The following is a 13,089-nucleotide window of genomic DNA, read 5'->3' on the forward strand; positions in this document are numbered from 1 at the left end:
AGCGTTAGGGAAACGCCCGGTTACATTCCGAACCCGGAAGCTAAGCCTTTCAGCGCCGATGGTACTGCAGGGGGGACCCTGTGGGAGAGTAGGACGCCGCCGAACAATCTTTCTGGACCCTCGGTCCTGGCCTGAGCGCTGGGACCGGGGGTCCTTTTGTTTTGTCTGCTGTATTTCCCCGTGCTCCCTCGAAGCGCGCCCCTCCCGTCAATGCGGGAGAATTGCACTTGCAGCAGCACGATCCGACAGGAGTTACGTCGATGTCCAACTCACCCGAAGACCGGCCCGAACGCCCTGAGCGTCGGGACTCGCGTGGTGGCGGCTACCGCCGTGAGGACCGACGTGACGACCGCCCGCGTGGTCCGCGCCGTGACGACGACCGCGGCGGGTTCCGTCGCGACGACCGTCGCGACGACCGCCCCCGTGACGACCGCCCTCGTGACGACCGGTCAGGAGGCGGCCACCGCCGTGACGACCGCCCCGGTGGCGGCTTCCGTCGCGACGACCGGCCGCGCGACGACCGGCGTGACGAGCGCCCCCGCAGTGACCGTCCCCGTGACGACCGTGGTGGTTACCGTCCGCGGGACGACCGTTCCGGCGGCGGTTTCCGTCGTGACGATCGGCCGCGCGATGACCGCGGCGGGTTCCGTCGCGACGACCGGCGTGACGAGCGTCCCCGTTATGACCGTCCGCGGGACGACCGCCCTCGCGATGACCGTTCCGGCGGTGGGTTCCGTCGCGACGAGCGTCCGCGCTACGACCGTCCCCGTGACGACCGCCCCGGTGGCGGCTTCCGCCGCGACGACCGGCCGCGCGATGACCGGCGTGACGAGCGCCCCCGCAGTGACCGTCCCCGTGACGACCGCGGTGGTTACCGTCCGCGGGACGACCGTCCCCGTGACGATCGTCCGCGTGGTCCGCGCCGTGACGACGACCGCGGCGGCTTCCGTCGCGACGACCGGCGTGACGAGCGTCCCCGTTATGACCGTCCGCGGGACGACCGCCCTCGCGATGACCGTTCCGGCGGTGGGTTCCGTCGCGACGAGCGTCCGCGCTACGACCGTCCCCGTGACGACCGCCCCGGTGGCGGCTTCCGCCGCGATGACCGGCCGCGCGATGACCGGCGTGACGAGCGCCCCCGCAGTGACCGTCCCCGTGACGACCGCGGTGGTTACCGTCCGCGGGACGACCGTCCCCGTGACGATCGTCCGCGTGGTCCGCGCCGTGACGACGACCGCGGCGGCTTCCGTCGCGACGACCGCCGCGACGAGCGTCCCCGCGACGACCGCCCCCGCGGTCCCCGCCACGACGACCGCGACCGCGGCGAGCGCGGGTACGGCCGGCGTCCGGCCGTGCAGGGCCGCGGGCGGTTCGAGAACCGTGGCGGCCGGGACGAGCGCCGTGACGAGCGGGAGCCGATCAGGCGGCTGCCGATCCCGGAGGAGGTCACCGGGCAGGAGATCGACCCGAGCGTCCGCCAGGAGCTGATGAGCCTGCCGAAGACGCTCGCCGAGGACGTCGCGCGCAACCTCGTCATGGTCGCGCGGCTGCTCGACGAGGACCCGGAGCAGGCGTACGCGTACTCGCGGGTCGCCCTGCGGCTCGCGTCCCGTGTCGCCGCCGTCCGCGAGGCCGCGGGCTTCGCGTCGTACGCCACGGAGCGGTACGCCGAGGCGCTCGCGGAGTTCCGGGCGACGCGCCGGATGACCGGGACCGTCGACCTCTGGCCGGTGATGGCGGACTGCGAGCGCGGTCTGGGCCGTCCCGAGCGCGCGCTGGAGATGGCCGGCGCCCCGGAGGTGCACAAGCTCGACAAGGCCGGACAGGTGGAGATGCGGCTGGTCGCGGCCGGCGCCCGGCAGGACATGGGCCAGGCCGAGGCGGCCGTGGTCACCCTGCAGAGCCCGGAGCTGGCGTCCAACGCCGTCCACCCGTGGACCGCGCGGCTGCGGTACGCCTACGCCGACGGGCTGCTGGCCGTCGGGCGCGAGGCCGAGGCCCGCGACTGGTTCGCCAAGGCCGTGGAGGCCGACCACAACGGCACCACCGACGCCTCCGACCGGCTGGCGCAGCTCGACGGCGTGGAGTTCGTGGACGCCCTCGCCACCGACGCCGACTCCGAGAGCGACGAGACCGACGACGCCGACGACGCCGCCTACGCCGATGCCGGCGAGGACGGCGAGGCCGGCGGCGCCCGGGACCGGAGCGCGGACGACACCGCCGACGACACCCCCGACGACGGTGACGCCGACGCGGAGGACGACGCCGACGGCGACGACGGTGCGTCCGAAGACGACGGCGCGTCCGACGAGGACGGCGAGGACGACGAGGACGACCACGCCGACGAGGACGGTGACGACGCCCCTGCCGCCGCCCCGGACGACGACGCCGTGGACCTGACGGACGAGGCCGACCCCTCGTCCTTCCTGGACTCGCCGTTCCGCGCGCCCACCCGCCCGGAGCGCGACGACGACTGACCGTCGCCGGCTCCGGCCGTCCCCACCGCCGAGGGCGGCACCCGTTTCCGCGGGTGCCGCCCTCGGCGCGTTTCAGGACAGGTCGAGGCCGCGCATGACGAGCCCGCTGGCCGGCTTCGGCCCGAAGGACGTGGACTTGCGGGGCATCATCACGCCCTCGCGGGCCAGCTCCAGCACCACCTGCTCGTCCACCGGGTGCATCAACACCGCGGTGCCGCCGAGCCGTTCGGCCAGTTCGACGGCCGCGCCGGTGTCGTGGATGTAGCGGATGTGCTCGGGGGCGTCCGGGACCCGCCAGACGCGGTCAAGGAGCAGGTGGTGCAGCACCGTCGCGTCCAGTCGACGCCACGGCTCCGGGCGGTCCGCGGGAACGGCGGCGGCGACGCGGGCCGGGTCGGGCCGGTCGAGCAGGTGGTAGCCGTCGCCGGCCAGCACGAAGGCGTTGCCGTCGGCCGCCGCCTTGCCGAGCGCGGCGAGCGCCGCGTCGAGCGTGTCGCCGGCGGGCCGCACCCGGAAGGCGCCGCGGGCGGCCTCCAGCGCGGCGGCCACCGGGAGGCCGGGCAGCACGCGGTGGATCGCCCGGACCCGCAGCGGGTAGCGGGCGGAGTCGACGAGCAGGACCAGGCCGTAGTCCCAGGGGCCGTCCGGCCGGTGCTCGGCCTGGAGCCGCCGGTAGGTGGCCCAGCGGTGGTGGCCGTCGGCGATCAGCGCCTGGCGGGTGGACAGGTCCGCGTCGATCGCCGCGAGGTCGGCGGGATCGGTGACCGCCCACAGCCGGTGGCGGACGCCGTCCTCGGTGGTGGTGGCCAGCAGCGGTTCCGCGCCGGCCGCGGTGCGGTCGATGACGCGGGCGGTCGCCTCGCCGTCGCGGTAGGTCAGCAGCAGCGGTTCGAGGTTGGCACGGGTCGCGGTCATCAGAGCGGCGCGGTCCGCGACGGGGCCCGGCATGACGTCCTCGTGCGGCAGCACCACGCCGTCCTCGGGCCCACTGAGCCGCAGCGCGCCGATCACCCCGCGCTGCAGGTGGTCGCCGTCGCGCTGCTCGTAGACGTACACCGCGGGGTGCGGGTCGGCGGCCAGGACGCCCTCGTCCAGCCAGCGGGCCAGGGTGCGAGCCGCCTTGCGGTTGCGGGCGTCCGCGGTGGCGGCGTCCGGGAGGATGAGCCGCACCACGTTGTACGGGTCGGCGGTCTCCAGGTGGCGCTGGCCGTCGGGGCGGACCACGACGTCGTACGGCGGCGAGGTGACGGCGGCCAGGCTGCCGACGCGCCCGCGGACGTAGCGCAGTCCGCGGAACGGCGCCAGGCGCAGGCCGCGCTGGCCGGACCCGCCGGCCGGGCTGGAGTTGCTCATCCGCGCATGCTACGTCGGCGGGTGCGCCGGCTGCCGCGGGCATGGGAGATGATCGGGGTTGTCGACCGCCACACGAGGAGCGAGCACGCATGACCCACAGGACCCGGCCGAACGGCAGCGAGCATCCGCTGGACGTGGCGTACGACACCGCGCTGCTGGACCTCGACGGCGTGGTGTACGCGGGCGGTGACGCGATCGCGCACGCGGTGGAGTCGCTGGATTCGGCGCACCGGCAGGGGATGCGGCTGGCGTACGTGACCAACAACGCGGCCCGCACGCCGCAGACCGTGGCCGAGCACCTCACCCGGCTCGGCGTGCCCGCCGCGGCCGAGGACGTGATCACCTCGGCGCAGGCGGTGGCCCGGCTGATCGCCGATCAGGTGCCCGCCGGCGCCAAGGTGCTGGCGGTCGGCGGCGAGGGACTGGTCGCCGCCCTGCGCGAACGGGGCCTGGTGCCGGTCGAGTCGGCGGTGGACGGCCCGGCCGCGGCCGTCCAGGGCTACTCGCCGGATCTGCGCTGGGCGCAGCTGGCGGAGATGGCGTACGCGGTGAACGCCGGGGTGCCGTGGTTCGCGTCCAACACCGACCTGACGATTCCCAGCGGGCGGGGCATCGCGCCGGGCAACGGCGCTGCGGTGGAGGTGGTCCGCATCGCCACCGGAGCGACCCCGCAGGTGGCGGGTAAGCCGCTGCCGCCGATGCACCGCGAGACGGTGATCAGGACCGGCGCGCGGCGGCCGCTGGTGGTGGGCGACCGGCTCGACACCGACATCGAGGGGGCCTTCGCCGGCGGCGTCGACGCGCTGCTGGTCCTGACCGGCGTGACCACGCCGGCCGCGCTGCTCGCCGCCGAGCCGCGGCACCGGCCCGCGTACGTCGGTGCCGACCTGCGGGACCTGCTGCGGGCCCAGCCCGAGGTGGCGGACGCCGCGGACGGTGCGTTCGGCTGCGGCGGCTGGACGGCCTCGGCGGGCGCGGACGAGCTGGCGCTGGACGGCGAAGGCGACCCGCTCGACGGGCTGCGCGCGCTGTGTGCCGCCGCGTGGTCCGCCGCGGGCGGGGGCACCTGCCGGCTCGACGGCGGCAAGGCCCTGTCCCGCCTGGGTTTTTGAGTCCTCGCGCGTTCGGCGGGGCGCCGGCCCGGGCGTCCGAGGGGCCGGCGCCCCGCCGGAACGCCTCCGCGGAGCGAGCCGCGCCCGTTCAGGCGTCGGCTTCGGCGGCCGCCGCCGCGGTCAGCAGTTCGTCCTCCGTGGCGCCCTTGCGCCAGTAGCCGGTGAACGTGACGGCCGCCCGGTCGAAGCCGCGCTCGCCGACCAGGTGGCGGCGCAGTGCCCGGACGCCGGACGCCTCACCGGCCAGCCAGGCGTACGGGGTTCCGGCGGGCAGTGCGGCGGTCCGCACGGCCTCGGCCGGGGACTCGGGCCGAAGCAGCCAGGTGATGTCGGCGTCGGCGCCGGTGGGCAGCGGGGTCCGGTCGTCGGGGTGCGCGACCTGCAGCCACACCTTGGCGGGCAGGCCGGCCGGCAGCCACTCCAGGATGGCCGCGATGGCCGGCAGCGCGGTCTCGTCGCCGGTCAGCAGCACCCAGTCGGTGCCCGGCGGCAGCCGGAAGTCGACGCCGCCGTTGTCCCCGGTGACCGGCGCCAGGATGGACACGGGGTCGCCGGGGGTGGCCCGGTGCGCCCAGCGGGAGGCGGGTCCGCGGTCGCCGTGCAGGGCGAAGTCGACGTCGATCTCGGCGGGGTCCTGCCGGGTGCCGCGGATGGTGTAGGTGCGCATGATGCCGCGCACGCCCGGGTCCAGGGCCCGCCAGCGCGGGTACCACCGGTCGTCGAGGACGTCGGGGAGGACCGGGACGTCCTGCCCTGGGTGCGGCAGGAACAGCTTGAACCGCTGGTCGCGGCCGCCGTTGACGACGGCGGACAGGTCGTCGCCGCCGAGGACGACCCGCAGCATCGTCGGCGACAGCCGGCGGGTGCGGACGACGCGGGGGTGGAAGAAGGCGTAGGTCGGCTCCGGCACGGTGTCAGCCCACCTTCTTCGCCGAGGTGATGGCCTTGGTGAGCTCCTCGATCCGGGCGGCGCACTTGCCGTAGGAGAAGATCGGTTCGCTGGGCCAGCCGAGGACCTGCCCGGCCTTGACCGCGGGCAGTCCCGCCCAGGTGGGCTTGGCGGCCAGGTCCTTGGGCTGCAGGGTCGCCGAGCGGTTGTCGAGCATCATCACGTCGGCCTTGTACTTGTCGGCGTTCTCCCAGCTGAGCGTCTCGAAGAAGCCGCCCTGCACCTTGTTCGGGACGATGAAGTCCACGCCGAGGCTGCGGTAGTAGCTCAGGTCCGCGGCCGAGGAGGGCGTGGAGACGTAGAACGCGTCGGCGGCGCCCGAGCAGGCCATGACCTTGATGCCGGGGTGGGCCCTGACCGCGGCGCGCAGGTCGGCGGACGCCTGCTCGAACCGGGTCTTCTGCGCGGCGTTGCGGGTCGAGGCCATGTCCGCGCCCAGGGACGTGGCGAGTTCGGCGTAGCGCCGCAGGGGCGTGGTGAGCGGCACCCCGGCGACGTCGATGCCGACGCTCGGGGCGATCGCCAGGATCTTCTTCGCGCTCTCGTCCGGGACGTACCACAGCGTCGGCGCCTCGTACATGTGGCTGATCAGCAGGCCGGGGGAGAGGGCCGCGTACTTCTCGATGGCGAACTCGCCCCAGGTGTTGCCGATGACGGTCACCTTGTCGACATCGAGATCGCCGGCCTGCGCGTCGGGCCGGCCGTCCTTGAGCTTGGTGGGGCCGAACACGCCGACGCACTCGATGCCGTAGTCGTGCAGGGCCGCGGCCGCTCCGACGTAGGCGACGAGGTGGGTGGGCGTGCGGTCCAGCCGGAGCGGCTTCTTGCGGTCGTCGGTGAACGTCCAGGGCCCGGCGGGGGTGGTGGCGGAACCGGACGCGGAGCCCTTGGTGGCGGACGCCTTCGAGTCCCCGGAGCCGGACGAGCCGCCGCAGGCGGTGAGGAGCGCGCCGAGGCCGGCGGTGCCGCCGGCCGCGAGAAGGCCGCGGCGGGACATTCCCGACGCAGGCGTACCTGGTGTGGGCATTCCGGACGCAAGGGGGGAACGGGAGATGTGCATGGGCTGCCGCTCTGCTCGAAGGTGCGTGGGCAAGGTTAGGCTAACCTAACTCCCGTGTTGGTCGAACGTCACTCCCCGCCCGCCCGGGACACCGGGTCCGCCCCCGGGCCGCCGCACGGCGGCCCCCCGCATGCCAACGCCCGGCGAACGGCCGGGCTGCTGATGGCCGTTGGGCTGCTGATCGCCGTCGTCGTGGCCAGCATCGCCATCGGCGCCCGGGACATCCCCGCCGGACAGGTGTGGCACGGGCTGTTCCACTACACCGGCACCGACAACGACGTGGTGGTCCGCGAACTCCGGCTGCCCAGAACGCTGCTGGGCCTGCTGGTCGGTGCCGCCCTCGGCATGGCCGGCGCCGCCATGCAGGCGCTGACCCGCAACCCGCTCGCCGACCCGGGACTGCTCGGCGTCAACGCCGGTGCGGCGGCCGCCGTCGTCTCGGCCATCAGCTTCTTCGGCGTCAGCAGCACGACCGGCTACGTGTGGTGGGCGCTCGGCGGGGCCGCGGCCGTCGCCGTGCTGGTGTACGCCGTCGGCGGCACCCGGTCCGCCACGCCGGTGCGGCTCGCACTGGCCGGCACCGCCGTCACCGCGCTGCTCCAGGGCTGGACCAGCGCGGTCGAACTCACCGACCACGCGGCCCTGGACCGCATGCGCTTCTGGCAGGTCGGCTCGCTCGCCGCCGCCGACATGGCCACCGTCCGGCAGGTCGCCCCGTTCCTCGCGGCCGGCACCCTGCTCGCGCTCGGCAGCGCCCGGGCGCTCAACGCCGTCGCTCTTGGCGACGACACCGCCCGGGCACTGGGTGCCCGGCTCGCCCGCACCCGCGGCCTGGTGATGCTCGCCGTCACCCTGCTGTGCGGTGCGGCGACCGCCGCCTGCGGGCCGATCGTCTTCGTCGGGCTGATGGTCCCGCACGTCGTCCGCGGCATCACCGGGCCCGACATGCGCTGGATCCTGCCGTACACCGCCGTCCTGTCGCCCGTGCTGCTGCTCGGCGCCGACGTCCTGGGACGGCTCGTCGCCCGGCCCGCGGAACTCCAGGTCGGCATCGTCACCGCGGTCCTCGGCGGACCGGTGTTCATCGCCCTCGTCCGGCGCCGAAGGATGGCCGAGCTGTGACCGACACGCCCCGCACCACCCCGCTCCCGGCCGATCCCGCACCCGCCGCGCGGCCGGTACCCGTACGGATCCCGGCTGTTCGCACCCGCGGCGGGCTGTCGCTGCGGCTGGACGCGCGCGCCGCCCTGGTGTGCGCCGCCCTGCTGCTGGCCGGGCTCGGCGTGTCCGTCGTCCTCATCGGCACCGGCGACTTCCGCATCGCGCCCCTCGATGTGCTGCGCACCCTGACCGGACACGGCACGCCCGCCGAGGAGTTCGTGGTCAGGGACCTGCGGCTGCCCCGCGTCGCCGTCGGCCTGCTGGTCGGCGCGGCCCTCGGCATGGCCGGGGCCGCCTTCCAGAGCGTCTCCCGCAACCCGCTCGGCAGCCCCGACGTCATCGGCTTCGGCCAGGGCTCGGCGGCCGGCGCGCTGGTCGTCATCGTGCTGTTCAAGGGCACCGCCTCCCAGGTCGCAGTCGGCTCGGTCGCCGGCGGACTCCTCACCGGGCTGGCCGTCTACCTGCTCGCCTGGAAGCGCGGCGTGCACGGCTACCGGCTGGTGCTCGTCGGGATCGGCGCGTCCGCGGTGCTCTCCGCGGTCAACAGCTACCTGCTCGTCAAGGCGGACTACGTGGACGCGGCGCGGGCCGTGGTCTGGCTCACCGGCTCGCTCGACGGGCGCGACTGGGACCAGGTGTGGCCGCTGCTGGGCACCTGCGCCGTCCTGATGCCGCTGCTGCTGTGGCAGGGCCCGGCGCTGCGCCTGACCGAGATGGGCGACGACACCGCCCGCGGTCTCGGCGTGCGGGTCGAACGGGTCCGGCTGACCGCGGTGCTGGCCGCCGTCCTGCTGACCGCCTCGGCGACCGCCGCCGCGGGCCCGGTCGCCTTCATCGCCCTCACCGCACCCCAACTCGCCCGCCGGCTCACCCGGTCACCCGGCGTCGGGCTGCTGCCCTCCGCGCTCATGGGCGCCGCCCTGCTCGTCACCGCCGACTGGGCGGCGCAGCGCGCCTTCGGCTCCGGCCAGGTGCCGGTCGGCGTCGCCACCGGCGTGCTCGGCGGCGGCTACCTGCTCTGGCTGCTCGTCACCGAACGCCGGGCGGGCCGGATATGAGCGCTTTGCCGACACGACGTCACCACCCCCAGGAGAAGCTCCCCATGACGCGCCGCAACGACAAGTCGACAGAGCCGCACGGAAGTACCGGGCAGCGGCAGCGGCTCACCGCCGAGTCGGTGACGCTCGCCTACGACCGGCGGACCGTCGCCGAGGACCTGTCCGTCGCGATCCCCGACCGGTCCTTCACGGTCATCGTCGGCCCCAACGCCTGCGGCAAGTCGACACTGCTGCGCGCCCTGTCCCGGCTGCTCAAGCCCGCCCAGGGCCGGGTCCTGCTGGACGGTCAGGCGATCGGCTCGCTGCCCGCCAGGACCGTCGCCCGCACCCTCGGGCTGCTCCCGCAGAGCTCCACGGCACCCGACGGCATCACCGTGGCCGGGCTGGTCGCCCGCGGCCGCTATCCCCACCAGGGGCTGCTGCGCCAGTGGTCGGCACAGGACGAGCGGATCGTCGAGGAGTCGATGGCGGCCACCGGCGTCGCCGCCCTGGCGGATCGCCATGTCGACGAACTGTCCGGCGGGCAGCGGCAACGCGTCTGGATCGCCATGGCGCTGGCCCAGCAGACGCCCGTGCTGCTGCTCGACGAGCCGACCACCTACCTCGACATCCAGCACCAGATCGACGTCCTCGACCTGTGCGCCGACCTGCACGAGCAGGGCCGCACCCTGGTGGCCGTGCTGCACGACCTCAACCAGGCCGCGCGCTACGCCACCCACCTCATCGCCATGCGCGACGGGCGGATCGAGGCGCAGGGCCGCCCCGGGGAGATCCTCACCGCCGCACTCGTCGAACGCGTCTTCGGCGTGTCGTGCCGGATCATCGAGGACCCCGAGAGCGGCACGCCGCTGGTGATCCCCGCCGCGCGCCGGCCCGCGGCGGGCACGGCGGACGCCGGCCCGGGCGACGGCCGTGGTGCCGAGGGCCAGGACGGTGACGCCCACAACGGCGACGGCCAGGACGGCGACGACGGCGCTACAGCAGCGAGCGCAGCCGCAGCACGTCCCGCAGGCTCGCCTGCACCTTGACCCGGCCGCTGCCCCACGCCTTGGCGAAGTGCAGCTCGCCGCCGACCATCCGCAGCAGGTCGTCGCCGGTCATCGACAGCCGGATCTGGGCCTTCTCCTCGGGATCGCCGGGGATCGTCACCACGTCCTGGATCCGGCCGCCGGCCAGCCGGCCCACGAACGTGACGTCGAGATCGGTGATCCGGCAGCTCAGCGAGCGGTCCAGGGCAACGGCGGACTTGGCGTCGCCCTCGGCGCCGGCGAGGGTCGCCGAGAAGCGGTCGAGCGCGTCGCGGCACTCCTCGATGGTGGGCATCGTGCGGTACTTCCCCGGTCGTGGGTTGCGTCCGGATGACCGTACCGCAGGGCACCGTCACCGGGACGCGACGGCAGGAGACGGTAGCGTCGGAGTCATGTCGCATGCATGCGGCCAACGCCGAGGCGAGGAGTGAGAGCGATGCGGGACGCGCTGCGTACCTGTCTGCAGATCGCGGGCGGCCTGACGGAGGCCACCCGGCGCCGCACGGTCGACGCGGCGAGGGACCTGCTCGACCAGGCGGGGATCGACGTCGGCGCCGTGCAGCAGCGGCTCGGGTCCGCCGTCCCGGCCGAGGTGCAGACCCTCGCCGACGAGCTGATGGCCACCGGACGGGCCAACCGCGACCTGCTCGTCGGACTCGTCCGCGAGGAGGTCGACAAGGCGGTGGGCCGGGTCGGCCGCCTGGCCGACGACGTCACCAAGGTCGGCGTGATCCTGGAGACCCTGGAACGGCGTATCCGCAACCTGGAGGAGCCCAAGGCCCCGTCCACGACCCAGCCGCCCTCCGAGCCGGTGCCGTCCCCGACCGTCGAGCACGTCCACGTGGAGCCGGAGAAGCCGGCCGCCGCCGGGACCGGGAAGGCCGCCCCGGCCAAGAAGGCGGCCCCGGCCAAGAAGGCGGCCCCGGCCAAGAAGGCGGCCCCGGCCAAGAAGGCGGCAGCCGCGAAGAAGGCCGCGCCCGCCAAGAAGGCGACCGCGAAGAAGGCAGCCCCCGCGAACAAGACCGCGGCCACGAAGACCGCGGCGAAGAAGGCGACCGCCAAGAAGACGGCCACGGCGAAGAAGGCCACGGCGGCGACGCCCGCGCAGACGACAGCCCCGAACGCCGGGGAGACCGCGGCCGCCAAGACCACCGCCACGAAGGCCGCGGCGAAGAAGGCGCCCGCGAAGAAGACGACGGCCAAGAAGGCGACGGCGAAGAAGGCCGCGCCCGCGAAGAAGAGCACGGCGAAGACGGCCGCCGCGAAGAAGACGACCGCGGGTACCGCGAGGAAGACGACCGCGGGTACCGCGAGGAAGACGACCGCGGGTACCGCGAGGAAGACGACCGCGGGTACCGCGAAGAAGACGACCGCGGGTACCGCGAAGAAGGCCGCAGCGACGAAGACCACCGCCGCGCAGAGTACCGCGCCGGCCTCCGCCGCAGCGGCCCCCGCAGCCGGGGAGACCGTGCCCGTGAAGACGATCGCAGCCGGGACCGCGCCCGCGAAGACGGCGCCCGCGAAGACCGCGCCCGCGAAGAGCGCGCCGGCGGCGACCGCGCCCGCGAAGAAGACCACGAGGACGGCCGCCGCCAAGAAGACGACCGCGGCCGCCACCAAGAAGACGACCGAGAGCGCAGCGAAGAAGGCCGCACCCGCGAAGAAGGCGGCGCCCGCGGCCGGTACGGCCAGGAGCACCGCGCAGGAGGACGGCGATGAGTGAGGGGTACCCGGTGTGGGCCCGGGACTCGGCGGAGGGGCGGCCCGCCACGGGCGTCCCCACCGCGACGCCCGTGCCCGCACCCGCGCGCGAGCCCGCGGTGGCGGCCGCGGACCCGGCGCAGGACCGCGCCGGCGAGCCTCCCGCGGCCGGGCCGGCCGGGCCCGCCGCCCCGGCCGAGCCGCAACCCCTGGGGGTCACCGTCGCGATGACGGGGAATGCTGAGGTGGACGCCGCGGTTGAGCGGCTGGGGGACGCGGACGAACTGCCGGTGCACGCCCACATCGAGGTGTACGAGGATGTGCACCGGGGGCTGCGCGACGCACTCACCGCGCTGGACGAGAACAGGGGCTGAACCGTACGTGGCACGACGCCGACTCGACGCTGAGCTGGTGCGCCGGAACCTCGCGCGCTCACGGGAGCACGCAAGCCAGTTGATCGCCGCCGGCCGGGTCACGGTGGGCGGCGCCACCGCGACGAAGTCCGCGACGCAGGTGGAGACCAGCGCGGCCCTCGTGGTGGCCGCCGACGAGAGCGAGCCCGACTACGTGTCGCGCGGCGGCCACAAGCTGGCGGGCGCCTTCGCGGCGTTCCTGCCGAAGGGCCTGGCCGTCCAGGGCCGCAGGGCGCTCGACGCGGGCGCGTCCACCGGCGGTTTCACCGACGTCCTGCTGCGCAACGGCGCCGCCGAGGTGGTCGCCGTCGACGTCGGCTACGGCCAGCTCGCCTGGTCGCTGCAGAGCGACGACCGGGTCGTCGTCAAGGACCGCACCAACGTACGGGAGTTGACGCTCGACGCGATCGACGGCAGGCCCGCGGACGTCATCGTCGGCGACCTGTCCTTCATCCCGCTCGGACTGGTGCTGCCGGCCCTCGTGCGCTGCGCGGCGCCGGACGCCGACCTGGTGCTGATGGTCAAGCCGCAGTTCGAGGTCGGCAAGGAGCGGCTGGGCAGCGGCGGGGTGGTCCGCAGTACGCAGCTGCGCGCGGAGAGCGTCCGCAAGGTGGCCGGGCAGGCCGCCGAGCTGGGCCTGGGGGTGCTCGGCGTCACGGCCAGCCCGCTGCCGGGACCGTCCGGGAACGTGGAGTACTTTCTGTGGCTGCGTGCCGGCGCCCCCGCGCTGGACCCGGCCGAAGTCGACCGTGCTGTGGCGGAGGGGCCGCGTTGACC

The 13,089-nt window shown here is 74.8% G+C and carries 12 protein-coding genes, 1 rRNA gene and 1 pseudogene; 9 read left to right on the forward strand and 5 right to left on the reverse strand.

Translation table 11 applies throughout. From position 1 onward, the window contains the following. Positions 1–105: ribosomal RNA gene (rrf, locus tag ACH4TG_RS29400) — 5S ribosomal RNA — on the forward strand; the annotation flags it as partial. A gap of 344 nt (positions 106–449) precedes the next feature. Here the strand turns inward: rrf and ACH4TG_RS29405 are convergent. Continuing rightward, positions 450–1,307, reverse strand: a complete 858-nt coding sequence (locus tag ACH4TG_RS29405; protein ID WP_398245588.1) for a hypothetical protein — start codon at positions 1,305–1,307, stop codon at positions 450–452. A 180-nt stretch (positions 1,308–1,487) separates the two neighbouring features. Here ACH4TG_RS29405 and ACH4TG_RS29410 point away from each other — a divergent pair. Beyond that, positions 1,488–2,178: pseudogene (locus ACH4TG_RS29410) on the forward strand (hypothetical protein); the annotation flags it as partial. Positions 2,179–2,549: 371 nt separating this feature from the next. Here the strand turns inward: ACH4TG_RS29410 and ACH4TG_RS29415 are convergent. Beyond that, positions 2,550–3,830 carry a DUF1015 domain-containing protein gene (locus tag ACH4TG_RS29415; RefSeq protein ID WP_398245589.1) on the reverse strand — a complete coding sequence of 427 codons (1,281 nt, stop codon included), beginning with the start codon at positions 3,828–3,830 and terminating at the stop codon, positions 2,550–2,552. A gap of 89 nt (positions 3,831–3,919) precedes the next feature. On the opposite strand from ACH4TG_RS29415, the gene ACH4TG_RS29420 reads away from it, so the two are divergent. Beyond that, positions 3,920–4,942 carry an HAD-IIA family hydrolase gene (locus ACH4TG_RS29420; RefSeq protein WP_398245590.1) on the forward strand — a complete coding sequence of 341 codons (1,023 nt, stop codon included), beginning with the start codon at positions 3,920–3,922 and terminating at the stop codon, positions 4,940–4,942. 88 nt (positions 4,943–5,030) lie between these two features. Here the strand turns inward: ACH4TG_RS29420 and ACH4TG_RS29425 are convergent, their stop codons facing one another. Next, positions 5,031–5,852, reverse strand: coding sequence for a siderophore-interacting protein (locus ACH4TG_RS29425; protein WP_398245591.1), 822 nt, complete (start codon positions 5,850–5,852; stop codon positions 5,031–5,033). 4 nt (positions 5,853–5,856) lie between these two features. Then, positions 5,857–6,888: an ABC transporter substrate-binding protein gene (locus tag ACH4TG_RS29430; RefSeq protein WP_398245592.1), complete on the reverse strand. Its 1,032-nt coding sequence runs from the start codon at positions 6,886–6,888 to the stop codon at positions 5,857–5,859. Between the two features lie 225 nt (positions 6,889–7,113). Between ACH4TG_RS29430 and ACH4TG_RS29435 the strand changes: the two genes are divergently transcribed. The 3 genes from ACH4TG_RS29435 to ACH4TG_RS29445 all read left to right on the forward strand — a co-directional run bounded on the left by ACH4TG_RS29435 (position 7,114) and on the right by ACH4TG_RS29445 (position 10,198). Further along, complete coding sequence (locus tag ACH4TG_RS29435; protein ID WP_398245754.1) at positions 7,114–8,073, forward strand: FecCD family ABC transporter permease; 960 nt, start codon at positions 7,114–7,116, stop codon at positions 8,071–8,073. A gap of 68 nt (positions 8,074–8,141) precedes the next feature. Then, on the forward strand, positions 8,142–9,170 hold the full coding sequence (locus ACH4TG_RS29440) for a FecCD family ABC transporter permease (RefSeq protein WP_398245755.1): 1,029 nt from the start codon (positions 8,142–8,144) through the stop codon (positions 9,168–9,170). Between the two features lie 44 nt (positions 9,171–9,214). Continuing rightward, complete coding sequence (locus tag ACH4TG_RS29445; protein WP_398245593.1) at positions 9,215–10,198, forward strand: ABC transporter ATP-binding protein; 984 nt, start codon at positions 9,215–9,217, stop codon at positions 10,196–10,198. On the opposite strand, the gene ACH4TG_RS29450 is transcribed toward ACH4TG_RS29445, so the two are convergent. Further along, positions 10,146–10,493: an SCP2 sterol-binding domain-containing protein gene (locus ACH4TG_RS29450; protein ID WP_398245594.1), complete on the reverse strand. Its 348-nt coding sequence runs from the start codon at positions 10,491–10,493 to the stop codon at positions 10,146–10,148. The genes ACH4TG_RS29445 and ACH4TG_RS29450 overlap by 53 nt on opposite strands. Before the next feature lie 141 nt (positions 10,494–10,634). Between ACH4TG_RS29450 and ACH4TG_RS29455 the strand changes: the two genes are divergently transcribed. The 3 genes from ACH4TG_RS29455 to ACH4TG_RS29465 are packed head-to-tail and all read left to right on the forward strand — an operon-like array spanning position 10,635 to position 13,087. Next, positions 10,635–11,921, forward strand: coding sequence for a hypothetical protein (locus ACH4TG_RS29455; RefSeq protein ID WP_398245595.1), 1,287 nt, complete (start codon positions 10,635–10,637; stop codon positions 11,919–11,921). Further along, the gene (locus ACH4TG_RS29460) at positions 11,914–12,273 is read left to right on the forward strand and encodes a hypothetical protein (protein WP_398245596.1); all 360 of its coding nucleotides are present in this window, start codon (positions 11,914–11,916) and stop codon (positions 12,271–12,273) included. Before ACH4TG_RS29455 ends, ACH4TG_RS29460 begins: the two co-directional genes overlap by 8 nt. 7 nt (positions 12,274–12,280) lie before the next feature. Then, a complete protein-coding gene (locus ACH4TG_RS29465; RefSeq protein ID WP_398245597.1) occupies positions 12,281–13,087 on the forward strand; it encodes a TlyA family RNA methyltransferase in 807 nt (268 codons plus the stop codon). Positions 13,088–13,089 lie beyond the last annotated feature (2 nt).

Origin of the sequence: Streptomyces sp. NPDC020917 (assembly GCF_044333795.1) — a bacterium.
Classification (GTDB): Bacteria; Actinomycetota; Actinomycetes; order Streptomycetales; family Streptomycetaceae; genus Actinacidiphila.